A 24,128-nucleotide genomic window follows, 5' to 3' on the forward strand; every position below is an offset into this window, starting at 1 on the left:
TCCAGCCCGCGCCAGGCCGCGGCATGCGCAGGGTCGGCCGCCAGCCACTGCGCGAGTGCATCTTGTTCTTGCGCGCTCAAGCCCTGCTCGGCGCGCGTATGCCAATCGGCGGCGGCGACATCGACAGCATCCTGCTGGCCGAAAAACTCCGCCAGCGCGCGCGCCTCGGCCGCCTCGTCGAACGGGGCGGCGGCGGAAGAAGGCAAGGAGGAACGGCTCATCTTATGAATATAGACGCGCGAGCAGGCGCAAAACTGCATCCGGGCGCGCAGGCATGGAAGTCACTGGCCCGCATCGAGCAACTTTCTGCGCGCCGCACAAGCGATCTTGCCGCGGCTGATATATTGGTTGACCATGCTCAGCGACACGCCCATGCGCTGCGCAATCTCCTGGTTGGGCAGCTCGTCGAACAGGTACATGCAGAACGCTTCGCGGCAGCGCGCCGGCAGCGCTTCTATGGTCTCGAGATAGGCGTCCACCGCCTGCGACGAGGCATAGGCCTGTTCGGGCTGAAGGTAGGCGGGGCTCGCGGGCTGATCGGCTTCGGCCAGCGCGTCGATGTCGTCGTGCTGGCGCACGGCGGCGCGTCGGTCCAGATCGATCTTGGCACGCAGCGCGACCTGGCGCAGCAAGGCGCCGGGCTCGAGAATCACCTGGCCCGACTGCTGCATGGAAAGCACGCGCGCGTAGCTCTCCTGCGCGAGATCGGCCGCGGCGTCCCGGTCGCGCACCTTGCGCAGGCAGAAGTTCAGCAGATCTCGGTAGTAACGGGTCAGCACGGTCCAGTCCAGGCCACAACGAAGCCCGGCGCACGGCGCAAGCGGGACTGCGCGCATTATAGAACATCAATGCGAATGATTCTCAAATAGCAGGACGCTAGATTCAAGGCGTTGCGCCGCAGAAAAACCCCATCCGGCAGGCAAACCCTTCAGAATGCGCCACACATGCCGATAAAGATGCAGGCCTGCCCTCGTTTGATGGCCCGAAAAAAAGGAGAAGACAGCCCGTGAACATTGTGTCCCTCACCCATTCCAGCGCGTTGAGCAGCGAAGCCCTCAGGAGCGTCGCGGCCGCGGCCTCCAAGGCGGCCGTGCAAAGCCCTGCCGCGAGCCAGTCCACGCCATCCACGGTCCTGAGCCTGGACACGATGACTGCCGTCGACGTCGTCTACGCCAAGCCCGCGCCCCTGTCCACACAACGCCAGGCCTGGGCCAGCCAGACCAGGGACGAGGTCAGCACGCTGATGCTGAACAATACCGCGCGCAGCCGCGTCGAAGGCCTTGCCGGCCAATGGCGCGGCCTGGGCAGCGCGCTGTTGAACCAGTTTGCGGCCACGGGCAAGGACTACAGCCAGACCCTGGTGAACTACAACACCGCGGCCATGGCGGGATCGGCGGACATGAGCACGCAAGCGCTGGACAGCGCCGCGCTCGACAGCTTCGGCAGCAAGGCCGCAAAAGCCAGCCTCGTGATCCAGACGCGTTCCGGCCAGACCGTGGAACTCACGATCGCCGTGGATTCTGGACAAACCCTGGGCCGCAACGGCTTGCAGGTGGAAATCAAGTCGTCCGGCCCCCTGAGCAACAGCGAGCGCAAGGCGCTGGCCCAGCTCGCACAAGGCCTGGACCAGGCGCTCGAAGGCCTGGGTCAGTCCGACCAGCCCGCGCTGGATCTCTCCGGTCTCATGGACTTCGACCGCAGCGTGCTCAAGAGCGTCGATCTGTCGGTGAAGAACCCGCAGGTGTCCCAGCCGCTGTCCAAGTTCAGCCTGCACCTGGGGCCGCAGCGCAATACGGTCGAGCTCCAGGGCCCGCTAGGCAACGTCGCGCTTTCGGTCGATGCGCAGACGCCTTTGGGCGCGGTCCAGAACCGGCAGCGCGACTCGGCGATCAATTCCATGCTGCGCCAGTTCGATGCGGCAGCCGAGCGCAGCCATGCCGACAGCCGGCTCGTGGGCGTGTTCAAGGATGCGTTCGCCCAACTGCACGCGGCGCCGGCGGCCACCGAGTCACAGGCGCTGGCGGTGCTCCCCGAAATCGCCTCCGAAGTCCAGCCTTTGCTCAGCGGCCTGGCCGACTTCGAAGCGCGCTTCAGCGGCGATTTCGAGCGCACCGGCCGCTTTGGCGGAATCGTCGAAATGGGCCATGCCAACTACCAACTCAGCCAGCAGACCGAGACCAAGCAAAAGCCCGGCTCCGACGACGTCACGGTCACGCAGACACGCGACGAGAAATTGACGGGCCAGTACATGAAGTCGCGCGGCGGCGTGATGCTCGATACGGGTTCGGGCAACTACGACGTCTTCACGGTCGAGGACCGCACCCGCACCAGCACGCAACTGGCCACCGTGGAAGGCAAGCTGGACGAAGCCACAAGGCAGACCGATCAGCAGCTGCTGCAGACCATGACCAAGCTGGTCAACTTCCGCGCCGAAGAAGAGCGCAACACGCCACGCAACAAGAGCCTGGTGGAGAACCTGCTCTAAAAAAATGGCGGGCCAGGCGCCGCAAGGTGCCCGGTCCCGCCAGCCCGGCCGCGTCAGCGGCCCGGGGTGTGCGTCAGATCATCCGACCCACTTGCGCGCGTTGCGCCACACGCGCATCCAGGGGCTGAACTCGCTCTTGTCGCCCGTGGTCCAGCTCATCTGCACGTTGCGGAACACGCGCTCGGGGTGGGGCATCATGGCCGTGAAGCGGCCGTCGGCCGTGGTCACCGCCGTGAGGCCGCCCGCGCTGCCGTTCGGGTTGAACGGGTACTGCTCGGTGGGCTGGCCGTGGTTGTCCACATAGCGCATCGCGGCCAGCGCCTGGGCCGCATTGCCGCGCTCGCTGAAGTTCGCGAAACCTTCACCGTGGGCCACGGCGATGGGCAGGCGGCTGCCGGCCATGCCTTGCAGGAAAAGGCTGGGCGATTCCAGCACTTCGACCATCGCCAGACGCGCTTCGAAGCGGTTGCTCTGGTTCTGCGTGAAACGCGGCCAGTCTTGCGCGCCGGGAATGATCTCGGCGAGTTCGGCGAACATCTGGCAACCGTTGCACACGCCCAGACCGAAGGTGTCGGTGCGGCCGAAGAACTGCTGGAATTCCTGCGACAGGCGGTCGTTGAACGTGATCGAACGCGCCCAGCCTATGCCCGCGCCCAGCGTATCGCCGTAGCTGAAGCCGCCGCAGGCGACGACGCCGGCGAAGTCCTGCAGCTTGGCGCGGCCGGTCTGCAGATCGGTCATGTGCACGTCGACGGCTTCGAAGCCGGCTTCGGTGAACGCATAGGCCATTTCGACATGCGAGTTCACGCCCTGCTCGCGCAGCACGGCGACGCGTGGCTTGGCCAGGTTCAGGAACGGCGCGGCGACATTTTCCTGCGCGTCGAACGACAGCGACAGGTGCATGCCGGGATCGGTGGCTTCACCGGCCGCGGCGTGCTCGGCATCGGCGCAGACCGGGTTGTCGCGCTGCTGCGCGATCTTCCAGCTCACGGCGTCCCACACCTGGTGCAGGTCGCTGAGCGAAGCGCTGAACACGGCCTTGGCATCGCGCCAGACTTGCAGCTGGCCCTTGCCGGCATCGATGGTGCTCGACAGCGGACGCGTCTTGCCGACGAAATGGCTGCACTGTGCCAGACCATGCTCGCGCAGCGTCTGCATCACGGCATTGCGCTCGGAAGTCTTGACCTGCAGAACGACGCCGATTTCTTCATTGAACAGCGCCTTGAGCGTGAGCTCTTCGCGCCGGCCGCTGACTTGCTGCGCCCAGTTCTTGCTGTCGCCGCTGTCCATGCGGCTGTCGGAAATGCCGTCGCCTTCAAGGACCAGCATGTCGACGTTCAGCGACACGCCCACATGGCCGGCGAAGGCCATTTCGGCCGCCGTGGCCAGCAGGCCGCCGTCGCCCTTGTCGTGGTAGGCGAGGATCTTGCCTTCGGCGCGCAGCGCGTTGACGGCGCTGACCAGTTGCACCAGGTCCTTGGCGTCGTCGAGGTCGGGCGTTTCGTTGCCGCTTTGATTGAGCACCTGGCCCAGGATGGAGCCGCCCATGCGCATCTTGCCGCGGCCCAGGTCGATCAGCACCAGCGTGGTGTCTTCTTCCTGCGCGTCGAGCTGGGGCGTGAGCGTGGTGCGCACGTCGTCAATCGAGGCGAAGCCGGTGATGATCAGGCTCACGGGCGAAGTGACCTTCTTGGTCACGCCGTTTTCCTGCCACTGCGTGCGCATCGACAGCGAGTCCTTGCCGACAGGAATCGAGATATCGAGCGCCGGGCACAGTTCCATGCCGACGGCCTTGACGGTCGCATACAGCGCCGCGTCTTCACCGGGCTCACCACAGGCGGCCATCCAGTTGGCCGACATCTTGACGCGCGGCAGCTCGATGGGCGCGGCCAGCAGATTGGTGATGGCTTCGGCCACGGCCATGCGGCCCGAGGCCGGCGCGTTGATCGATGCCAGCGGCGTGCGCTCGCCCATCGCCATGGCTTCGCCCGCGAAACCGCGGTAGTCGGCCAGCGTCACGGCCACGTCGGCCACGGGCACCTGCCATGGGCCGACCATCTGGTCGCGGTGGGTCAGGCCGCCGACGGCGCGGTCGCCGATGGTGATCAGGAAGCGCTTGGACGCCACCGTGGGGTGGGCCAGCACGTCGATCACGGCGGACTCCAGCGCCACGCCGGTCAGGTCCATCGCGGGCAGTTCGCGCACCAGCGTGGTCACGTCCTTGTGCATCTTGGGCGGCTTGCCCAGCAGCACGTTCATGGGCATGTCGACCGGGAACTTCTGGTCGCCGGCAACGATGGCCGTGTCTTCGAGCACCAGCTGGCGCTCTTCGGTGGCCGTGCCGATCACGGCAAACGGGCAGCGCTCGCGCTCGCAGAACGCGGTGAACTGCGCCAGCGACTCGGGAGCGATCGCCAGCACATAGCGTTCCTGGCTTTCGTTCGACCAGATTTCCTTGGGCGCCAGGCCCGACTCTTCGAGGTTGACCGCGCGCAGATCGAAGCGCGCGCCGCGACCCGCGTCATTGGTCAGTTCGGGGAAGGCGTTCGACAGACCGCCCGCGCCCACGTCGTGGATGGCGAGAATCGGGTTGGCGTCGCCCTGCTGCCAGCAATGGTTGATCACCTCCTGCGCCCGGCGCTCGATTTCGGGGTTGCCGCGCTGCACCGAGTCGAAGTCGAGTTCGGCGGCGTTGGTGCCCGTGGCCATGGAGCTGGCAGCGCTGCCGCCCATGCCGATGCGCATGCCGGGGCCGCCCAGCTGGATCAGCAGCGAGCCCGCGGGGAATTCGATCTTCTTGGTCTGGTCCTTGTCGATCACGCCCAGTCCGCCGGCGATCATGATGGGCTTGTGGTAGCCGCGCACCACGCCGCCGACTTCCTGCTCGTATTCGCGGAAGTAGCCGGCCAGATTGGGACGGCCGAATTCGTTGTTGAACGCCGCGCCGCCCAGCGGGCCTTCGGTCATGATCTGCAGCGGGCTGGCGATGTGCTCGGGCTTGCCGACGGTGCTGCCCCACAGCTTGGACACCGTGAAGCCGCTCAGACCCGCCTTGGGCTTGGAGCCGCGGCCGGTCGCGCCTTCGTCGCGAATTTCACCGCCGTTGCCCGTGGAGGCGCCGGGAAAAGGCGAGATCGCCGTGGGGTGGTTGTGCGTCTCGACCTTCATCAGCACATGGTGCGTGGCCTGCTGCTTCACATAGCTGGGCGCATTGCCTTCGCCGGCGTCCAGCCGCGCGACGAAGCGCTCGACTTCATGGCCTTCCATGATCGATGCGTTGTCGGAATACGCGACCACGGTGTGCTGGGGCGACACCTGGTGGGTGTTGCGGATCATGCCGAACAGCGACTTCTCCTGCGCCACGCCGTCGATGGTGAAGCTGGCGTTGAAGATCTTGTGGCGGCAATGCTCGGAGTTCGCCTGGGCGAACATCATCAATTCCACGTCGGTGGGATTGCGCTTGAGGCCCTGGAAGGCATTCACGAGATAGCTGATTTCGTCTTCGGCCAGCGCCAGGCCCCAGGCCTTGTCGGCCGCGAGCAGCGCGGCCGCGCCGCCGCCGAGCACATCGACGAAGGCCATGGGCTGGGCCTGCAGTTCGGTGAACAGCTTGGCGGCTTCATTGCGCGAAGTCATGACCGACTCGGTCATGCGGTCGTGCAGCAGCGCGGCGATCTGACCCAGTTGCTCGGGCGTGAGTTCGGGCGTGCCGCCCAGCAGGCCGGACTTGAGCTGGATGCGGTACTCGGTCACGCGCTCGACGCGCTGGATCGCCAGACCGCAGTTGCGGGCGATGTCGGTGGCTTTCGATGCCCAGGGCGAAATCGTGCCCAGGCGCGGCGTCACGACGACGGCCAGGCCGTCGCTGGTGCCCACATAGGGCTCGCCGTAGGTCAGCAGCGCCGCGAGGCGGCCGTGCGCGTCGGCGTCGGGTGCGGTCTCGGTTGCCACAAGGTGCACGAAGCGCGCGGCCACACCGTTGATCTTGGGGTGGATGGCCTCCAGGGAGGAGAGCAGTTGTTGGGCGCGGAAAGAGCTCAGGGCGTTGCCGCCCTCCAGCTGGGTCAGATGCAAAGTCACGTGGCAGCCTGTCGGGAATAGGAGGCGTGGGACAGCGCGCCCGAAGAAGGCGCGCCGTGGGGGATGGCCGGCATTTTACCGATGTGCGCGCCTTCGCGCAGCCCTGATACCAGCAGGCCTGGAGGTGCAATGGGATAATTGCGGGATGAGCATCACCATCAAAACCGCCGAAGACATAGCAGGCATGCGCGTCGCCTGCCGATTGGCTTCCGAAGTGCTGGACTATATTGCCCCCCACATCAAGCCCGGAATCACCACCGCCGAAATCGACCGCCTGGGTGCCGAATGCATGGCCCAGCAAGGTACGGTATCCGCCACCATAGGCTATCAGCCACCCGGCTATCCGCCCTACCCCGGTCACCTCTGCACCTCGGTCAACCACGTGGTCTGCCACGGGATTCCCAACGACAAGCCGCTGAAAAAGGGCGACATCGTCAATGTCGACGTCACCGTGATCACCGCTGACGGCTGGTACGGCGACAACTCGCGCATGTACATGATCGGCGAATGCTCGATCGCGGCCAAGCGCCTGTCGCAGCTGACGTTCGAGTCGATGTGGCTGGGCATCCAGCAGGTCAAGCCCGGCAATACGCTGGGCGACATCGGCCACGCTATCCAGCGTTTCGCCGAAGGCCATGGCCTGTCGGTGGTGCGCGAGTTCTGCGGCCACGGCATCGGCAAGAAATTCCACGAAGAGCCGCAGATCCTGCACTACGGCAAGCCCGGCCAGGGCACCGTGCTCGAAGCCGGCATGATCTTCACCATCGAGCCCATGCTCAATCTGGGCAAGCGCGACATCAAGGAACTGGGCCGTGACGGCTGGACCATCGTCACCAAGGACCACAGCCTGTCGGCGCAATGGGAGCACACGCTGGTCGTGACCCCCACCGGCTACGAAGTCATGACACTGTCGGCAGGCTCGCCCACACTGCCTGAATTCGTCACCACGACCTGCTGCTGACACAGCGGCGCGCACCAGGAGCGCGCATGATTCTTGCAAGTGATTCAGCGGGTCTTTTTCCTTTACCCTATTGACCATGAATCCTCTGCACGCCCTGCGTGACACCTACCGCCGCGACAAGGCCGCCCTCGTGGCCGCCTTGCTCACGCCCGCCACGACCAAGCGCAACATCCGTGCGGCATTGCACCAACTGAGTGCACTCGCCGACCAGCTGCTGTGCCGACTCTGGGAGCAGGCCGAACTGCCGGCCGACGCCGCGCTGCTGGCCGTGGGCGGCTATGGCCGCGCCCAGCTGTTCCCTGGCTCTGACGTCGATGTGCTGGTGCTGCTGCCCGTGAACGCCGACGCCGGCGCGGGCAGCCCGCTCGCTGCTCAACTGGAGCAATTCATCGGCAGCTGCTGGGACGCGGGGCTCGAAATTGGTTCGAGCGTGCGCACCACGGCCGAATGCCTGGAGGAATCCGAGCGCGACGTGACCGTGCAGACCGCGCTGCTCGAAGCGCGCCGCATCGTAGGCAGCGCCGCGCTGTTCGACGAATTCAGCCGCGCCTACCGCGCGCAGATGGACCCGCGCGCGTTCATGGTCGCCAAGACGCTGGAAATGCGCCAGCGCCACAACAAATACGAAAACACGCCCTACGCGCTCGAGCCCAACTGCAAGGAGTCGCCCGGCGGCCTGCGCGATCTGCAATACATCATGTGGCTGGCGCGCGCCGCGGGCCTGGGCAACAGCTGGCGCGAACTCGCGACCAACGGCCTGGCCACCGAACTCGAAGCCCAGCAGCTCGAAGCCAACGAAGCCTTGCTGAGCCTCATTCGCGCGCGCCTGCACGCGATTTCGGGCCGGCATGAAGACCGGCTGGTGTTCGATCTGCAGACCGCGGTCGCCGAAAGCTTCGGCTTCGAATCGACCGCGCCCGACGGCCAGCGCCTGGCGCTGCGCGCCAGCGAGACGCTGATGCGCGAGTACTACTGGGCCGCGAAGGCGGTCTCGCAGCTGAGCCATATCCTGCGGCTGAACATCGAGGAGCGCTTCAACCCCTGCGCGCACGATCTCGTGCCGATCAACGAACGCTTCTTCAACAAGGCGGGAATGATCGAGATCGCCAGCGACGATCTCTACGAGCGCCACCCGCATGCGATTCTCGAGACCTTCCTGGTCTATGAAACCAATGTCGGCCTGACCGATCTGTCGGCGCGCACGCTGCGCGCGCTCTACCATGCACGCGGCCTGATGGACAGCGGCTTTCGCCACGACCCGGTGAACCGCGAAACCTTCCTCAAGATCCTGCAGCAGTCCAGCGGCCTCACGCATGCGATGCGGCTGATGAATCAGACTTCGGTGCTGGGACGCTATCTGTGGCCGTTCCGGCGCATCGTGGGCCAGATGCAGCACGACCTGTTCCACGTCTACACCGTCGACCAGCACATATTGATGGTGCTGCGCAATATGCGCCGCTTCTTCATGGCCGAGCATGCGCATGAATACCCCATGTGCTCGCAGCTCGCGGGCGGCTGGGACAAGCCCTGGCTGCTGTACCTCGCGGCACTCTTTCACGACATCGGCAAGGGCCGCGGCGGCGACCACTCGGTGATAGGCGCCGTCGAAGTCAAGCGCTTTTGCCGCGCGCACGGCATCGACAAGGCCGACTCGGCGCTGGTCGAATTCCTGGTGCGCGAACACCTGACCATGAGCCAGGTCGCGCAAAAGCAGGACCTGGCCGACCCCGAAGTCATAGGCGCGTTCGCCCAGCGCGTGGGCACCGAACGCCGGCTCACGGCGCTGTACCTGCTCACGGTGGCCGACATCCGCGGCACCAGCCCCAAGGTCTGGAATGCCTGGAAAGGCAAGCTGCTCGAAGACCTGTACCGCGCGACACTGCGCGTGCTCGGCGGGCGCGCGCCCGACGCCGCGGCCGAGATCGAGTCGCGCAAGCGCGAAGCGCTGGTGCAGCTCGCGCTGTCGGCCCAGCCCTTCGAGTCGCACAAGAAGCTCTGGGATACGCTCGACGTAAGCTATTTCATGCGCCACGAAGCCGCCGACATCGCCTGGCATACGCGCCACCTGTCGCGCAACGTGGGCGCGCCCCACCCCATCGTGCGCGCGCGCAAGTCGCTCGCGGGCGAAGGCCTGCAGGTGCTGGTCTATGCACGCGACCAGGCAGACCTGTTCGCGCGCATCTGCAGCTATTTCGACCGCGCGGGCTTCAGCATTCTCGACGCGCGCGTGCACACCGCGCGCAACGGCTATGCGCTCGATACCTTCCAGATCGTCGCGCCCGCCATGCAGGAGCGCTACCGCGAACTGATGAACCTGGTCGAGACCGAACTGGTCCAGACCATAGAGCGCGGCGGCGAACTGCCCGAGCCTTCGCAGCGGCGCGTGTCACGCCGCGTCAAGAGCTTCCCCATGGTGCCGCGCGTGAGCCTGAGCCCCGACGACAAGGCCCAGCACTGGCTGCTTAGCATTTCAGCGATAGACCGCGCAGGCCTGCTCTATGTCGTCGCCCGCCTGCTGGCCCGCCATCGCCTTAGCGTGCAGCTCGCCAAGGTCAGCACGCTGGGCGAGCGCGTAGAAGACACCTTTCTTATAGAAGGCGCGGAGCTGCAGCACAACGCCAGGCAGATAGCGATCGAGACGGAGTTGATCAAGGCGTTGTCGTTCTAAGCCCCCACGCCCCCCCCCCCACGGGAGGCCTCGCCGCCTTGGGGCGGCCCGGCGACGGCTCGATTCGCGCTTCGCTGACGTTGTGCCTCAATCATCCTCCGCCGCACTGATCCCCGGAAACAGCACTTCCGTGAACCCGAACTGCGAAAAGTCGGTCATGCGCATCGGGTACAGCTTGCCCCACACATGGTCGCATTCGTGCTGCACCACGCGCGCATGGAAGCCGTCTACCGTGCGGTCTATCGGGTCGCCGTACTGGTCGAAGCCGGTATAGCGTATGCGCTGCCAACGCGGCACCATGCCGCGCATGCCGGGCACCGACAGGCAGCCTTCCCAATCGTTCTCCAACTCCTCGCCCAGCGGCGTGATCTGCGGATTGATCAGCACCGTGCGCGGCACCACCGGTGCATCGGGATAGCGCGGGTTGGGCGCGCCCGAGCCGAAGATCACCACCTGCAGGTCGACGCCGATCTGCGGCGCGGCCAGGCCCGCGCCATTGGCCGCGGCCATGGTGTCGAGCAGATCGGTGACCAGCAGATGCAGCGCATCGGAGTCAAAAGCCGTCACCGGCTGGGCCACGCGCAGCAGTCGCGCATCGCCCATCTTCAATATAGTGCGTACCGTCATATGAAATCCTTGCCAATGCGGGCAAGCATAGCGCGCCGCCTGCAGGCCTGCTTCTGCACGGCACAATAGGCCATGCCCGAGATTGAGCAGCCCGCCCCCGTTCCCGCGCCCAGCGTTCCACCGTTGCGCATGCTGCCCTCGCGCCCGCTGCGCTGGCTGCTGCAGGCCTGCGCCTGCATCAGTCTCGCGCTGGGCATTGCGGGCGTGTTCATTCCAGGGTTGCCGACCACGGTCTTCATATTGATAGCCGGCTGGGCCGCGGCGCGCAGTTCGGAGCGGCTGCATAACTGGCTGTGGCGCCACCGGCTGTTCGGCCCTATGCTGCGCGACTGGGCCGCGGGCGGGCGCGTGAGCCGGCGCGCCAAGTGGAGCGCGAGCGCCGCGATGGCCCTCGGCGCGGTCGTGGTCTGCTGGGCGCCGGTGCCCAGCTGGGTGCGCTGGTTTTCGCTGGGCAGCATGTCCTGCGTGCTGGTCTGGCTCTGGTCGCGGCCCGAGCCCGGCGCGCTGAAATGAACAGGGTTCAGAAGAAAATTTGCAAAAAATGCCCATCTTTCCAGAACACTGAAATTTTCGTCCTATAATTCAAGTCTTCTTCCTCAATAGCTCAGTTGGTAGAGCGCCGGACTGTTAATCCGTAGGTCCCTGGTTCGAGCCCAGGTTGAGGAGCCAAGAATTTTTTGCCCTGCAATCGCACAGGGCAACGTGTTAAGTAAGTACCAAAATATTCCTCAATAGCTCAGTTGGTAGAGCGCCGGACTGTTAATCCGTAGGTCCCTGGTTCGAGCCCAGGTTGAGGAGCCAAAATTAAGCCCTGCAATTGTACAGGGCGATCAGTAAGATGTTCCTCAATAGCTCAGTTGGTAGAGCGCCGGACTGTTAATCCGTAGGTCCCTGGTTCGAGCCCAGGTTGAGGAGCCAAAATAAAAAGGCTTGCAGCGTTTACGTTGCAAGCCTTTTTTCTTTTCCGCTTCCCTTGGCTCAGAGCGTCAGATCCACATAGTCGACCGCGTATTTCACCAGGGCCGCCTGGCCGTCGACGCGCAGCTTGCGCCGCAGATGCAGCCGATGGGTTTCTATGGTGCGCACCGAAGCCCCGAGCGTCTGCGCAATTTCCCGGCTCGAGCGCCCCTGCGCCAGCAGATGCAGCACCTCCGCCTCCTTGGGCGTGATCGGCCGACTCGAGCGCTGCAGCGGCGCGCACTCCCCCAGCAATTCCTGCAGGCCCGGGCTCAGATAGATGCAGCCCTGCACCACCGCATCGATCGCATCGAGCAATTGCTGGGCCGCGCCGTCCTTGAGCACATAGGCGAGCGCGCCCAGATCCAGCGCCCGGCGCACATATTCGGGGTCCCGGTGCATCGACAGCACGACGATGCGCAGATCGGGAAAAGTCTGGGCGAACTGGGCGACGAGTTCGATGCCGCTTGCGCCGGGCATGCGGATATCGGTCACGACCACATCGGGCTGCAGCGCCTGCGCCAATTCGGCCGCTTCGGCCACGCTCGCGGCCTCGCCGACGACAACGATGTGATCGGTGATGCCCAGGCGCATGCGAATTCCGTCGCGCACCAGCGGATGGTCGTCGACCAGCAGCACGCGCACGCTGGCCGTCATGCGGCGCTCGCCGACGCCGGCAGCGGCAACACGACCATTAGCCGCGTGCCTTCGCGGCCGGACTCGATCTCGAAGCGTCCCTGCAGACTCTCCATGCGTTCGCGCATGTTGCGCAGACCGATGCCGCCGCGCGCGTCGGCCTGCACACGCCGCAGGTCGAAGCCCAGGCCATCGTCGATGATCTGCAGCGACACCGTGCGCGCGCCAAAGCGCAGCACGACCTGCACCGCCGTGGGGCGTGCATGGGACTGGATATTGTTGAATGCTTCCTGCGCGACACGGAACAATGCCGTCGCATGGGCCGTGGGCAGATCTCGCCCCTGGCCTTGCTGCACGAATTCCACGCGCCACGCGCACTGCGCCTGGATCTGTTCGACCAGCAGCGCCAGCGCCGCGGCCAGGCCCAGGTCATCGAGCAGCGCGGGACGCAAGCCGTGCGACACGCGCCGGATCTCGGCCAGCGCGTCGTTGAGGCGCTGCAAGCCCTGGTCCAGCAGATGGCGCGCACCGCGCCGGCCCGCTTCGGGCGCCGCCCCCGGCGGCAAGGTCGCCTGCGCGGTTTCGAGCAGGAACTTCGAAGACACCATCACCTGCACCACGCCATCGTGCAATTCACGCGCCACGCGCACGCGCTCATCTTCCTGCGAGCGCACCACGCGCTGCGCCAGCCGCTGCAGCTTCTCGCCCGCAACGCGCTGGCCGCTGAGATTGAACGCCAGCCCGGCCAGGCCTATGACCACCACGGCGCCCGCGGCAATCGCATAAAAGCGCTGGCGCGTTTCCGCTATATTCTGCCGCGCATGGTTATCGATGATATTCAAAGTGGCATCGATATCATCCATATAAAGACCGGCGCCAATCACCCAACCCCATTGCGGCATGGGCAGAACAAAAGACATTTTTGGCGTATTCGACTGCGACGATGGCTTCATCCAGTCATATCGAACCAGCCCCCCACCCTGCTGGGCCGAAGTCATAATCATGCGCGCCTGCTGAAACCCTGCGGGATTATCAGGCTCGCAGAAATCGACGCCCTGCAAACCCATTTGCGAAGGCTCGAGCAGCATATTCCCATGGCGGTCATAAACGAAGAAATAGCCGTCCTTGCCAAACTGCATCTGGGACAACATGGCCAGCGCCTGGCGCTGCTGCATCGCCACCTCTCCGTCCTCCAGGGCCAGCCGCCCCAGCGCCGCCTGCGCCAGGCTCACATAGTGGCGCAGCTCGACTTCCTTGCTCTGGGCGTAGATCTGCTGGACCACTTCCCGCTCCTGCCCGGCGAGCTTGAGCGTCTGGCGCTGGACCATCACGGCCACGGCCGTGAGCACCAGCAACGTGATTCCCGTCGTCAGCGCGATCAGCCTGATTCGCATGGATATTCTAAAAATGGGCACGGGTCACCATTTTGGGGAACAAGGAACCAATATGGTGCGCTGCGCAGTGGATTTCATGATATTCACGTGAATCAGCATGGACACGACACGGCATGAATGCAGGATGCGTGCCAACCCAAAAGAAAATCCAATACCGTGCTACGTACTGCTGCGTAGGGGAAAAGAGTCGATCGAATGACGCCATTTGGCTTCTAGAATTTTGAAACGCCCAACGGAATCCGCTTTGATTACCGAATCCACGGCGCCCACCTCGAATCTTTTTCCATCGGGAGATTTATGCTGAATTCAAAGAAATCGCTGGCAGTCCCTTCACAGCAAGCCGGCTTGGCCGGCAGCGCAGGCATGGAGAACTGGTCGGCCAAGCGCCGCGACTTCCTGCGCATGATGGGCTATGGCGCCAGCGCCGCCGCCATCGCGCCGCTGCTCGCGGCCTGCGGCGATGCCAACAGCCAATCCTCCATCAGCGAATTGCGCAGCCGACTGGTACAGGACGAAGCGTTCTGGACCCAGGTGCAGTCCATGTTCGTGCTCAACCCGCAGCGCACCTACATGAACATCGGCACCGGCGGCTCCATGCCCAAGGTCGTGCTCGACGTGTTCGCCAGCGAGAACCACCTCAAGGCCGAAGATTCGAGCAGCGGCTACGGCAACCTGCTCGACCTGCGCCAGCAGGTGGCTCCGGGCTTCGGCGTCGATGCCGACGAACTCGCGTTCTCGGCCAATACCTCGTCGGGCATGTGCCACGCCATCCTGGGCCTGGATTGGCAAAAGGGTGACGTGGTCGTGACCACCAACCACGAGCACGGCGGCGGCAACACGCCGCTGAACATCGCGGTCGCGCGCTACGGCATCGAAGTCTCGCGCATCGCCATGCCCGTGGGCAACGACCAGACCGCGGCCATGTACAGCAACCTGTTCGACGAGCGCATCCGTGCGCTCAAGGCCCAGGGCAAGCGCGTGCGCGCCATGATGTGGTCGTCGCCGACCTACGTGACCGGCACCATGCTGCCCATCGCCGAACTCATGGAGGTGGTCAAGACGCATGAACTCATCAGCATCGTCGACGGCGCCCACCTGCCCGGCATGATGGCCTATGACTACGCGGCGCTGGGCATGGATTTCATGTCGGGCGCGGGCCACAAGTGGCAGTGCGGCCCGGGCTCGACCGGCATTCTCGTGATACGCAACAAGATTCGCGCGTCCAACCCGCTGCCGCTGCCCAAGTGGTATCCGGTGCACTCCAGCAGCTACTCCGCGCTGGAGCGCACGACGAACGGCACGGCCACCTACGACATCGCCGCCAGCGTCACCAGCTGCGGCAGCCTGCATGTGCCCATGTTCAAGGCGCTGGCCCAGGCCTGCGCGAGCTGGGACAGCATAGGCCGCAAGAAGATCGAGACCTACGACCTGGCGCTGTCATCCTATCTCAAGGAACGCATCGCCGAGCGCTGGGGCGTCGAGTCGCTCTACTCGCCCAAGGACGACCCCAAGCTGGTCTCGGCGCTGACCTGCTTCAACCCCTTCGCCAACAAGACGGACGTCAAGGACGCGCAGAAATCGACGGCTTTCGTGAACCGCATGCTCAGCGACTTCGGCCCGGGCTTTGTGATCCGCAACGCCAGCTTCCCCGTCATAGGCGACACCGCCAACCACAACGGCATACGCATCTCGACCCACCTGTGGCACGACGCCAACGACATCGACCGCCTGGTCGACGCCATGTGGACGCTGCGCAATTCGATGGCCTGAACTTTTGCTTCAACACTTACGGAGAACCGATTCCATGACCTCTTCCCGCTCCCTCCTGACCGCGCTGGGCGCCGCCCTGCTGCTGTGCACCCAGATCGCCGCCGCGCAGGACATCCGCGCCGTCTCCTCGGCCGACGCGCCCAAGGCCATAGGCCCTTATTCCCAGGCCGTCGCGGCCGGCAAGGTGATCTATCTCTCGGGCCAGATTCCCATCGACCCCAAGACCGGCGAGCTGATGAAGGATGCACCGATTGAAGCCCAGACCCGCCTGGTGCTGGAGAACCTCAAGGCCGTGCTGGCCGCCGAGAACCTCACGATGGCGCACATCGTGTCGACCACGGTCTACATGAAGGACCTCAACGATTTCGGCAAGATGAACGAGGTCTACGCAAGCTTCTTCAGCGGCGTCACGCCCGCGCGCGCCACGGTGCAGGTGGCGCGTCTGCCGCGCGACGTGGCGGTTGAAATCGGTGCGATTGCCGTGAAGCCCTGACCCACCCAGGCGATGCGAAAAGCCAGGCCTTGCGAGGGCCTGGCTTTTTGCATTGCTTCATCATTTTCCAACTAAGGACATGATTTTTTATTCATTCCTTCGATAAGCAGTGTTGCCTAGCATCGGGGTCTCGCTTCCCGCCAGCCACACAACATGACCCACGCCGCAACACAACAGCTCCGCGCCATCCCGCTCGGCAAAACGATTGGCGCCCAGATCGACGGCATCGACCTCGCCGCACCGCTCGACGACCAGGCCGTGGCCTTTCTCAAGGACGCCTGGGAGCGCCATCTGGTGCTGCGCTTTCGCGGCCAGTCGCATCTGAGCCTGCAAGGCCATATCGCTTTCTCGCGCCACTTTGGCGCGCTCGACAAGCGCCCTATCGCGAGCAAGGCAATGCATGCGAGCGCCCAGGAGCTGCCCGAGGAGATCGCCGTGATTTCCAACGTCAAGATCGACGAGCAGCCCATAGGCGGCCTGGGCGACGGCGAGTCTGTCTGGCATGCCGACATGACCTACAACCCCGCTCCACCGCGCGCCGCGCTGCTGCATGCGCACGAAGTTCCGGCCAGCGGCGGCGACACCCAGTTCCTGAACCTCTACGCGGCCTATGAAAGCCTGCCCGAGGAACTGCAGCAGACCATTGCCGCGCTCGAATGCGTCCACGATGCAAGCCTCAACAGCGCGGGCGAACTGCGCCTGGGCTTCGCGCGCGTGACCGACCCGCGGCTCACGGTCGGCGCCCGCCACCCGCTGGTGCGCATTCACCCGCTGACCGGCCGCAAGAGCCTGTACCTGGGCCGCCGCCGCAATGCCTATGTCCCCGGACTGTCGCTGGCCGACAGCGAGGAGCTGCTCGACACCCTCTGGGCGCACGCCACGCAGGACGCCTACACCTGGCGCCAGCAATGGCAGGCCGGCGACCTGGTCGCCTGGGACAACCGCGTGACGCTGCACCGCCGCGATGCCTTCGATCCCCAGGCGCGCCGCCTGATGTACCGCACCCAGGTCAGCGACCGCGCGCAGTAAGCGCACCACTTCCACCCCGCAGCGCCTACACCCCCTTCTTCACGCGAGGGTGGCGCTGCCGCATGCCTTTGTTCCGAATGTTCGACACCACCATGATCCATCGCTCCACGCCCCGCCCCGCATCCCGTTTCACGCAAGGCGTGCTGACCTGCCTGCTGGGCCTGGGCCTCTACGGCGCGGCCTCGATCGGCACCGCCGCCGTCAACGACAAGCAGGGCGCGGCGCTGCGTCCAATCAGCATCGTCGTCGCCGGCCCCGCGGGCGGCGCGACCGACGGTGTCGCGCGGCTGATCGCCGCGCGTATGAGCGTGACGCTGGGCCAGGATGTGATCGTCGACAACAAGGCCGGCGCCGGCGGCGTGATCGGCACCAAGTTCGTCGCCCAGGCCAAGCCCGACGGTCATACGCTGCTGCTGGGCCATATCGCCACCAATGCGATCGCCCCCGCCGTGCATACGCCGCGCCCTTATGACCCGGTCGCCGACTTCGAATCCATAGGCTTCATCGGCAGCACCGCGAGCGTGCTGGTCGTTCCCGCCAAGGGCCCGACCACGCTCAAGGCCTTGCTCACGCCCAATGGCACTGCGCCCATCAGCTATGGTTCCACCGGCATAGGCGGAACAGCCCATCTGCTGGGCCATGTTTTCGGCCAGGCCACGGCCGCGCCTTTGCTGCATGTGCCCTATCGCGGCAGCCCGCCCGCGCTGCAGGACCTCGTGGGCGCGCGCATCAGCATGATGTTCGCCACCGCGGGCGCGGTCGCGCCCTATCTCGAATCGGGCATGCTCAAGCCGCTGGCCGTGGCCTCGAACAAGCGCAGCCGCTTTCTGCCCGATGTGCCGACTTTCAAGGAATTGAACTATCCGAATGTGGTGCAGGAAGGCTGGTTCGGCCTGTTCTCCGCCGCGGGAACGCCAGCCGCGGCAGTGCGCAAGCTCAACGAGCACCTCAACACCGCGCTGACCGATCCCGCCGTGCGCAAGGGGTTGGAACAGCTGTTCGTGGAAGTGGGCGCACCCGCAGGCCCGGAAAACTTCAAGACTTTCGTGCAGAAGGAAGCCGCGCATTGGGCCGGCGTCGTCGCCAGCTCGGGCGTTAAGACGGAATAAACAATTCGACAGGGTTCTGCGCAGGACCGCTTTTTTTCCGCAAATACAACGCACAGGACAGCAACGCTGCCTGTGCGTCGTTGGTCGCCCGGCGCCTCATCGGCGCACTGGACCGCGCCTCAGGCCGCGCGCACCACCGATGGCGGCGACACAGCGGCCGGCACCGCGGCCGGAGGCTCCATGCGCGTCGGCGTCAGGCCCTTGGCCGCGCTATGCCGGCGCAGTGCCTGTTCTTCCCACTCATGGATTTCCTGCTCCAGGCGCTGGGCACGCGTCGCATACATCTCCGCGGACGACTGGTAGTACTCGGCGGCAATCGAATGCTCGAGCACGGCCATGCGCGCTTCCTGGAGATAGACCCGCGTGCGGCGGATGTAGCGTGGTTCGGACAGGCTTCCACCAAAGATTCTGCTGAACAACATATCTGCCCCTCCTTCACGGCTTCTGCGCAACACAGGCGTTTGCAACGCTTGCCGATAGACGTAAATTAAGGGCTCGCCAGCGCAACCACTGTCAACACAAGACACCATCGCCTGTAGGATGCGCTCCTACCCCATACAGGCGACCCGGCCGCCCCAGGCCTGCGACAATGCCACCGTCCCTCCTGGAACGATCCGATGTCCAAATCCCTCGCCTGGCTTGCGCCGCACGACCCCTTTCCCGGCGTTGAACAGACCTGGGGCGAAAGCGATCCCATTCCCGGCCTGCTGGCCGCGGGCGGCCAGCTCGATGCCCAGCATCTGCGCAGCGCCTACAGCCAGGGAATCTTCCCGTGGTTCAGCGCGGGCCAGCCGATTCTCTGGTGGTCGCCCGACCCGCGCATGGTGTTGCAGACCGAGGCTTTCCGGCTGCACCGCTCCTTGCGCAAGACGCTGCAGCGCTTTCGCGCCACGCCCGGCTGCGAAATCCGCATCGACAGCGCGTTCGAAACCGTGATCCGTCACTGCGCCCAAACGCCGCGCGACGGCCAGGACGGCACCTGGATCGTGGAGAGCATCGTCCAGGCCTATTGCGAACTGCACCGCCAGGGCGATGCGCACAGCATCGAGACCTGGGTCGACGGCAAGCTCGTCGGCGGACTGTATTGCGTGGCGCTGGGGCATGCGGTGTTCGGCGAGTCGATGTTCGCGCATGCGACCGACGCCTCTAAGATCGCGCTGGCCGCACTGGTCGCGCTGTGCCGGCGGCATGGCGCCCCGCAGATCGACTGCCAGCAGGCCACGCCCCACCTGGCCTCGCTGGGCGCGCAGACCATGGCGCGCCACGACTTTCTGGCAGAAGTGGCGCGCCAGCGCCGCAAGCCGCGCATGGATTGGCGCTTCGACGCCGTATACTGGGACTGGCTGAGCCCCGCATGACGCAACTCAACGACCTCCCTCTTCAGGCACTGCAGTTCTATGCAACTGCGGCTTATCCCTGCAGCTACGTTGCCGGGAGAATGGCGCGCTCGCAGGTGGCCACGCCCAGCCACCTGATCCAGAACGCGACCTACTCCGAGCTGGTCACCATGGGCTTCCGGCGCAGCGGCATGTTCACTTATCGCCCCTACTGCGACGGCTGCCGCGCCTGCGTTCCGCTGCGCGTGCTGACCAGCGCCTTCCGCCCCGACCGCAGCCAGCGCCGCGCCATGGCCCAGCACCAGGACCTGCAGGTCTCGATCTGCCGGCTGAGCTTCAGCGACGAACACTACCAGCTCTATCTGCGCTACCAGCGCCAACGCCACAGCGGCGGCGGCATGGACGAAGACCGCATCGACCAGTACACCCAGTTCCTGCTGCAAAGCCGCGTCAATTCACGGCTGGTCGAATTTCGCGCGCCCGCGACCGATGACGCGCCGGGCGCGCTGAAGATGGTCTCCATCCTCGACGTGCTCGAAGACGGGCTGTCGGCGGTCTACACCTTCTACGAACCCGAGCCGCATGTGAGCTACGGCACGTTCAATGTGCTGTGGCAGATCGACCAGGCGCGCACCATGGGCCTGCCTTACGTCTACCTCGGCTACTGGATAGAAGGCAGCACGAAAATGGATTACAAATCACGTTTTCTGCCGCATGAAGTGCGCAACAACGAGGTCTGGGAACGCATAGACCGGCTGCCGCGCTCGGCCCGCCACGACCCGGTTTTGTAGGCACGCGGCGCGGCTCGCGCAACAGTCTGCAGGCAGGCGCTAGAATCGCGCATTGCCGTCCCGCTTCCGCATTATGAAAATAACCGATCCCGGCACTCCCATCGCACCCAGCGTCCAAGTTCTCGAACGCATGTTCACCCTCATCGACGTGCTGGCCTCGCGCGAGGAAGCGGTGTCGCTCAAGGAAATCAGCGAAAAGACCGGCCTGCATCCTTCCACCGCGCACCGCATTCTCAACGACCTGACCATAGGCCGCTACGTAGACCGCCCCGAGTCGGGCAGCTACCGCCTGGGCATGCGCCTGCTCGAACTCGGCAACCTGGTCAAGGCGCGCCTGAACGTGCGCGAAGCAGCGATGGCGCCCATGCGCCTGCTGCACAAGCAGATCCAGCAGCCGGTCAACCTGAGCGTGCGCCAGGGCGATGAAATCGTCTATGTGGAGCGCACCTACAGCGAGCGCTCGGGCATGCAGGTGGTGCGCGCCATCGGCGGCCATGCGCCGCTGCACCTGACCTCCACGGGCAAGCTGTTCCTCGCGGCCGACGACCCGCAGCGCGTGCGCGCCTACGCCACGCGCACCGGCCTCGCGGGCAATACGCACAACTCCATCACCCAGCTGGGCGTGCTCGAGCACGAACTCGCCAAGACACGCCAATACGGCATTGCGCGCGACAACGAAGAGCTCGAATTGGGCGTGCGCTGCATTGCAGCGGGCATTTATGACGACCAGGGCAAGCTGGTCGCGGGACTGTCGATTTCGGCCCCGGCCGATCGCATCGACGACGGCTGGCTGCCCCGGCTGCAGTCAACGGCCGCGGAGATTTCCATGTCGCTGGGCTTTGCGGGCTGGCGCACTGTCGACGGCATGCCGGCCAGCAGCACGGCAGGATAAAAAAAACCTCCTGGCGGTTTGCACCGCTGGGAGGCTCATGTTTTGCGGTCCCTGCGCCGGGACCCGCAAATGTCAAAGGCTTGCGGCCTTCAACCCTTGATCTTATGGCTGGCCAGAACGGCGGCCGCGCCCGATTGGTTTTCCACCCAGTGGCGCACGCGCTCGGCGTCGGCCAGGCGGCTGAACTTGCCCGCGGAGTCGAGGAACACCATGATCAGCTTGCGGCCCGCGACTTCGGCCTGCATCACCAGGCATTGACCCGCTTCGGAGATATAGCCGGTCTTTTGCAGACCGATTTCCCATGCGGGACTCTTCACCAGACGGTTGGTGTTGTTGTACTGCAGCGTGCGCGGGCCCTGGGCCACTTCGTAGCCGGGAGACGTGCTGAGTTCGCGCACCAGCGGGTCGCCATGCGCCACGTTGACCAGCACCGCGAGGTCACGCGCGCTCGACTGGTTGCGGCTCGACAGGCCCGTGGGCTCGACATACTTGGTGTCGGCCATGCCCAGCAGCTTGGCCTTGACATTCATTTGCGTCACGAAAGCCGCGAGGCCGCCGGGATAGGTACGGCCCAGTGCATGGGCCGCACGGTTTTCGCTCGACATCAGTGCCAGGTGCAGCATCTGGCCGCGCGTGAGCGTTGCGCCCACACGCAGGCGCGAGCTGCTGCCCTTTTCGGTGTCCACGTCGTCCTGGGTGATCGTCAGCACTTCATCCATGGGCAGGCGCGCCTGCGAGATGATCAGCCCGGTCATGAGCTTGGTCAGCGACGCAATGGGCAGCACCGCATGGTCGTTCTTGCTCAGCAGGACTTCGTGCGTTTCCTGGTCGACGACCAGGGCCACGCTCGACTTCAGATCGAGCGGATCGGTGACGTCATGCAGACCCGCGAGCTGACCGAACGATTGGCGTGCCGGCGCGTACGCGACGGCGCGCACCGGAGCGCGCGCGCTGGCTGCGACAGCCCGGCCCGCCTTGCCAGCGGCTTGCTTGCGCGCAGCGGGCTTGGCCTTGGCCGTGTTGACGGCCTTGCTGGCACGCGCGGGCTTGCTGGCGCTGCTGGCGGCCTGCTTCTTCGCCACTTTCTTCTCCGCCGCGGACGCCCCGGAAAAGGCCAGCGCTCCGCTCAATGCAAAGGCGGCCGAGACCTGAAAGAGACGGGCGATCACGGTGCGGTGACGGTGGTGCATCCAAATGCTCCAAGCAGCAAAAATAGGAAAATCGGGGAGGCTCAATCAAAAAAGTCGCACAAAACAACAAGTTGCACGACTTTTATGAGAATGTGAGCGAGATTATAGAGCCGACCGTCAACCTTGCGCCACCACCATTTCGCTGCTGCTGTGCAATTTATTCAAAGCACTGAGGTAGGCCTTGGCCGATGCCACCACGATATCGGGGTCAGCGCCCACTCCATTGACCACGCGGCCGCTGCGTTGCAGACGCACCGTGACCTCGCCCTGGCTCTCGGTCGAGTCGCTGATCGCGTTGACCGAATACAACACCATGTCGGCGCCGCTTTGCACCCGCGACTCGATCGCCTTGAAGGACGCATCGACCGGGCCGTTGCCATCCGACTCGGCCTTGATTTCCACGCCGTCGCGGCTGAAGACCACGCGCGCATGCGGGCGTTCGCCGGTCTCGCTGTGCTGGGCCAGCGAGACGAACACGAACGGGTCGTGGTGGCCCTGTGCGCCCTGCTCGCTGACCAGGGCCAGAATGTCTTCGTCGAAGATCTCGCTCTTGCGGTCGGCAAGCTCCTTGAAGCGCGTGAAGGCTTCGTTGACCGCGGCTTCGCTGTCGAGGTCAACACCGAGATCCTGCAGCCGCTGGCGGAATGCATTGCGGCCGCTGAGCTTGCCCAGCACGATCTTGTTGGCCGACCAGCCCACGTCTTCGGCGCGCATGATCTCGTAGGTGTCGCGCGCCTTGAGCACGCCGTCCTGGTGTATGCCCGACGCATGGGCGAACGCATTCGCGCCGACCACGGCCTTGTTGGGCTGCACCACGAAGCCCGTGGTCTGGCTCACCATGCGGCTGGCCGCGAGAATATGTTCGGTGGCGATGTTCACGTCGAGGCCGAAGTAGTCGCGCCGCGTCTTGACGGCCATGACCACTTCCTCCAGCGAGCAGTTGCCCGCGCGCTCGCCCAGGCCGTTGATCGTGCATTCGACCTGGCGCGCGCCGCCTATCTTCACGCCGGCCAGCGAGTTGGCCACGGCCATGCCCAGATCGTTGTGGCAATGCACCGACCAGATCGCCTGGTCGCTGTTGGGCACGCGCTCGCGCAGGTTGCGGATGAACTCGCCATAGAGCTCGGGAATCGCATAGCCCACGGTATCGGGCACGTTGATCGTGGTCGCGCCTTCGGCAATCACCGCCTCGAGCACGCGGCACAGGAAATCGGGATCGCTGCGGTAGCCGTCTTCGGGGCTGAACTCGATGTCATCGACCAGATTGCGCGCGAAGCGCACCGACTGGCGTGCCTGCTCGAGCACCTGCTCGGGCGTCATGCGCAGCTTCTTCTCCATGTGCAGCGCGCTGGTCGCGATGAAGGTGTGTATGCGCCCGCGCTGCGCATCCTTGAGCGCTTCGGCCGAACGCGTGATGTCGCGGTCGTTGGCGCGCGCCAGCGAACAGATGGTCGAGTCCTTGATGGCGCGCGCAATGGCCTGCACCGCCTCGAAATCGCCTTGCGAGCTGGCAGCGAAGCCGGCCTCGATCACGTCCACCTTGAGGCGCTCGAGCTGGCGCGCGATGCGCAGCTTCTCGTCGCGCGTCATCGATGCGCCCGGCGACTGCTCGCCGTCGCGCAAGGTGGTGTCGAAAATGATGAGTTGATCTGTCATATCCGCCGCTCCAAAAAGAGACATCCGCCGACTTTACTCTCACAACTTCCGAC

General features: G+C 65.0%; 20 protein-coding genes and 3 tRNA genes. 14 read left to right on the forward strand and 9 right to left on the reverse strand.

The annotated features are described in order from the left end of the window. Positions 1-221: DUF4880 domain-containing protein (locus KHY18_RS17065; protein ID WP_213302442.1), on the reverse strand; the 221-nt coding region annotated here is incomplete at its 3' end. A 60-nt stretch (positions 222-281) separates the two neighbouring features. Beyond that, the gene (locus tag KHY18_RS17070; RefSeq protein ID WP_349630310.1) at positions 282-779 is read right to left on the reverse strand and encodes an RNA polymerase sigma factor; all 498 of its coding nucleotides are present in this window, start codon (positions 777-779) and stop codon (positions 282-284) included. A gap of 227 nt (positions 780-1,006) precedes the next feature. On the opposite strand from KHY18_RS17070, the gene KHY18_RS17075 reads away from it, so the two are divergent. Beyond that, on the forward strand, positions 1,007-2,485 hold the full coding sequence (locus KHY18_RS17075) for a hypothetical protein (protein ID WP_213302448.1): 1,479 nt from the start codon (positions 1,007-1,009) through the stop codon (positions 2,483-2,485). Between the two features lie 78 nt (positions 2,486-2,563). Here the strand turns inward: KHY18_RS17075 and purL are convergent, their stop codons facing one another. Further along, the gene (gene purL / locus KHY18_RS17080; RefSeq protein ID WP_213302451.1) at positions 2,564-6,565 is read right to left on the reverse strand and encodes a phosphoribosylformylglycinamidine synthase; all 4,002 of its coding nucleotides are present in this window, start codon (positions 6,563-6,565) and stop codon (positions 2,564-2,566) included. 145 nt (positions 6,566-6,710) lie between these two features. On the opposite strand from purL, the gene map reads away from it, so the two are divergent. Beyond that, entirely contained in the window at positions 6,711-7,526 is an 816-nt protein-coding gene (gene map / locus KHY18_RS17085; RefSeq protein ID WP_213302454.1) for a type I methionyl aminopeptidase, read from the forward strand. Positions 7,527-7,602: 76 nt separating this feature from the next. Beyond that, on the forward strand, positions 7,603-10,194 hold the full coding sequence (locus KHY18_RS17090; RefSeq protein ID WP_213302457.1) for a [protein-PII] uridylyltransferase: 2,592 nt from the start codon (positions 7,603-7,605) through the stop codon (positions 10,192-10,194). A gap of 87 nt (positions 10,195-10,281) precedes the next feature. On the opposite strand, the gene def is transcribed toward KHY18_RS17090, so the two are convergent. Beyond that, on the reverse strand, positions 10,282-10,821 hold the full coding sequence (gene def / locus KHY18_RS17095) for a peptide deformylase (protein WP_213302460.1): 540 nt from the start codon (positions 10,819-10,821) through the stop codon (positions 10,282-10,284). A 72-nt stretch (positions 10,822-10,893) separates the two neighbouring features. On the opposite strand from def, the gene KHY18_RS17100 reads away from it, so the two are divergent. The 4 genes from KHY18_RS17100 (at position 10,894) to KHY18_RS17115 (ending at position 11,739) form a co-directional block, all read left to right on the forward strand. Then, positions 10,894-11,334 carry a YbaN family protein gene (locus KHY18_RS17100; RefSeq protein ID WP_213302463.1) on the forward strand — a complete coding sequence of 147 codons (441 nt, stop codon included), beginning with the start codon at positions 10,894-10,896 and terminating at the stop codon, positions 11,332-11,334. An 80-nt stretch (positions 11,335-11,414) separates the two neighbouring features. Beyond that, a tRNA-Asn gene (locus KHY18_RS17105) sits at positions 11,415-11,490 on the forward strand. A 56-nt stretch (positions 11,491-11,546) separates the two neighbouring features. Then, a tRNA-Asn gene (locus KHY18_RS17110) sits at positions 11,547-11,622 on the forward strand. 41 nt (positions 11,623-11,663) lie between these two features. After that, positions 11,664-11,739, forward strand: a tRNA-Asn gene (locus KHY18_RS17115). A gap of 60 nt (positions 11,740-11,799) precedes the next feature. On the opposite strand, the gene KHY18_RS17120 is transcribed toward KHY18_RS17115, so the two are convergent. Next, positions 11,800-12,435, reverse strand: a complete 636-nt coding sequence (locus KHY18_RS17120) for a response regulator (RefSeq protein WP_213302466.1) — start codon at positions 12,433-12,435, stop codon at positions 11,800-11,802. Further along, the gene (locus KHY18_RS17125; protein WP_249729186.1) at positions 12,432-13,808 is read right to left on the reverse strand and encodes a cache domain-containing protein; all 1,377 of its coding nucleotides are present in this window, start codon (positions 13,806-13,808) and stop codon (positions 12,432-12,434) included. The genes KHY18_RS17120 and KHY18_RS17125 overlap by 4 nt, the downstream gene beginning before the upstream one ends. Positions 13,809-14,171: 363 nt before the next feature. On the opposite strand from KHY18_RS17125, the gene KHY18_RS17130 reads away from it, so the two are divergent. The 4 genes from KHY18_RS17130 (at position 14,172) to KHY18_RS17145 (ending at position 18,209) form a co-directional block, all read left to right on the forward strand. Continuing rightward, entirely contained in the window at positions 14,172-15,578 is a 1,407-nt protein-coding gene (locus KHY18_RS17130; protein WP_249729189.1) for an aminotransferase class V-fold PLP-dependent enzyme, read from the forward strand. A gap of 34 nt (positions 15,579-15,612) precedes the next feature. Continuing rightward, the gene (locus KHY18_RS17135; protein WP_213302472.1) at positions 15,613-16,071 is read left to right on the forward strand and encodes a RidA family protein; all 459 of its coding nucleotides are present in this window, start codon (positions 15,613-15,615) and stop codon (positions 16,069-16,071) included. Between the two features lie 153 nt (positions 16,072-16,224). Beyond that, the gene (locus KHY18_RS17140) at positions 16,225-17,100 is read left to right on the forward strand and encodes a TauD/TfdA dioxygenase family protein (protein ID WP_213302475.1); all 876 of its coding nucleotides are present in this window, start codon (positions 16,225-16,227) and stop codon (positions 17,098-17,100) included. A 62-nt stretch (positions 17,101-17,162) separates the two neighbouring features. Further along, positions 17,163-18,209 carry a Bug family tripartite tricarboxylate transporter substrate binding protein gene (locus tag KHY18_RS17145; protein ID WP_213302477.1) on the forward strand — a complete coding sequence of 349 codons (1,047 nt, stop codon included), beginning with the start codon at positions 17,163-17,165 and terminating at the stop codon, positions 18,207-18,209. Positions 18,210-18,328: 119 nt separating this feature from the next. Here KHY18_RS17145 and KHY18_RS17150 read toward each other — a convergent pair whose 3' ends face one another. Then, positions 18,329-18,631: a hypothetical protein gene (locus KHY18_RS17150; protein WP_213302480.1), complete on the reverse strand. Its 303-nt coding sequence runs from the start codon at positions 18,629-18,631 to the stop codon at positions 18,329-18,331. Positions 18,632-18,826: 195 nt separating this feature from the next. On the opposite strand from KHY18_RS17150, the gene aat reads away from it, so the two are divergent. From aat to KHY18_RS17165, 3 genes are all read left to right on the forward strand, one after another. Beyond that, positions 18,827-19,567, forward strand: coding sequence for a leucyl/phenylalanyl-tRNA--protein transferase (gene aat, locus KHY18_RS17155; protein WP_213302483.1), 741 nt, complete (start codon positions 18,827-18,829; stop codon positions 19,565-19,567). Beyond that, positions 19,564-20,337, forward strand: coding sequence for an arginyltransferase (locus KHY18_RS17160; protein ID WP_213302486.1), 774 nt, complete (start codon positions 19,564-19,566; stop codon positions 20,335-20,337). Before aat ends, KHY18_RS17160 begins: the two co-directional genes overlap by 4 nt. Positions 20,338-20,410: 73 nt before the next feature. Next, positions 20,411-21,229, forward strand: a complete 819-nt coding sequence (locus KHY18_RS17165; protein WP_213302489.1) for an IclR family transcriptional regulator — start codon at positions 20,411-20,413, stop codon at positions 21,227-21,229. Positions 21,230-21,318: 89 nt separating this feature from the next. On the opposite strand, the gene pbpG is transcribed toward KHY18_RS17165, so the two are convergent. Together pbpG and KHY18_RS17175 are read right to left on the reverse strand one after the other, a co-directional pair. Then, positions 21,319-22,419: a D-alanyl-D-alanine endopeptidase gene (gene pbpG, locus KHY18_RS17170; RefSeq protein ID WP_213302492.1), complete on the reverse strand. Its 1,101-nt coding sequence runs from the start codon at positions 22,417-22,419 to the stop codon at positions 21,319-21,321. Between the two features lie 117 nt (positions 22,420-22,536). Then, the gene (locus KHY18_RS17175) at positions 22,537-24,075 is read right to left on the reverse strand and encodes a 2-isopropylmalate synthase (protein WP_213302495.1); all 1,539 of its coding nucleotides are present in this window, start codon (positions 24,073-24,075) and stop codon (positions 22,537-22,539) included. Between the last annotated feature and the right edge of the window lie 53 nt (positions 24,076-24,128).

Origin of the sequence: Acidovorax sp. CCYZU-2555, from assembly GCF_018413525.1 — a bacterium.
GTDB lineage: Bacteria > Pseudomonadota > Gammaproteobacteria > Burkholderiales > Burkholderiaceae_C > Comamonas.

Coding starts and splice junctions, on each gene's coding strand:
- map (WP_213302454.1), top strand. CDS start 6,711: ATGAGCATCACCATCAAAACCGCCGAAGACATAGCAGGCATGCGCGTC.
- KHY18_RS17090 (WP_213302457.1), top strand. CDS start 7,603: ATGAATCCTCTGCACGCCCTGCGTGACACCTACCGCCGCGACAAGGCC.
- def (WP_213302460.1), bottom strand. CDS start 10,821: ATGACGGTACGCACTATATTGAAGATGGGCGATGCGCGACTGCTGCGC.
- KHY18_RS17100 (WP_213302463.1), top strand. CDS start 10,894: ATGCCCGAGATTGAGCAGCCCGCCCCCGTTCCCGCGCCCAGCGTTCCA.
- KHY18_RS17120 (WP_213302466.1), bottom strand. CDS start 12,435: ATGACGGCCAGCGTGCGCGTGCTGCTGGTCGACGACCATCCGCTGGTG.
- KHY18_RS17125 (WP_249729186.1), bottom strand. CDS start 13,808: ATGCGAATCAGGCTGATCGCGCTGACGACGGGAATCACGTTGCTGGTG.
- KHY18_RS17130 (WP_249729189.1), top strand. CDS start 14,172: ATGGAGAACTGGTCGGCCAAGCGCCGCGACTTCCTGCGCATGATGGGC.
- KHY18_RS17135 (WP_213302472.1), top strand. CDS start 15,613: ATGACCTCTTCCCGCTCCCTCCTGACCGCGCTGGGCGCCGCCCTGCTG.
- KHY18_RS17140 (WP_213302475.1), top strand. CDS start 16,225: ATGACCCACGCCGCAACACAACAGCTCCGCGCCATCCCGCTCGGCAAA.
- KHY18_RS17145 (WP_213302477.1), top strand. CDS start 17,163: ATGCCTTTGTTCCGAATGTTCGACACCACCATGATCCATCGCTCCACG.
- KHY18_RS17150 (WP_213302480.1), bottom strand. CDS start 18,631: ATGTTGTTCAGCAGAATCTTTGGTGGAAGCCTGTCCGAACCACGCTAC.
- aat (WP_213302483.1), top strand. CDS start 18,827: ATGTCCAAATCCCTCGCCTGGCTTGCGCCGCACGACCCCTTTCCCGGC.
- KHY18_RS17160 (WP_213302486.1), top strand. CDS start 19,564: ATGACGCAACTCAACGACCTCCCTCTTCAGGCACTGCAGTTCTATGCA.
- KHY18_RS17165 (WP_213302489.1), top strand. CDS start 20,411: ATGAAAATAACCGATCCCGGCACTCCCATCGCACCCAGCGTCCAAGTT.
- pbpG (WP_213302492.1), bottom strand. CDS start 22,419: ATGCACCACCGTCACCGCACCGTGATCGCCCGTCTCTTTCAGGTCTCG.
- KHY18_RS17175 (WP_213302495.1), bottom strand. CDS start 24,075: ATGACAGATCAACTCATCATTTTCGACACCACCTTGCGCGACGGCGAG.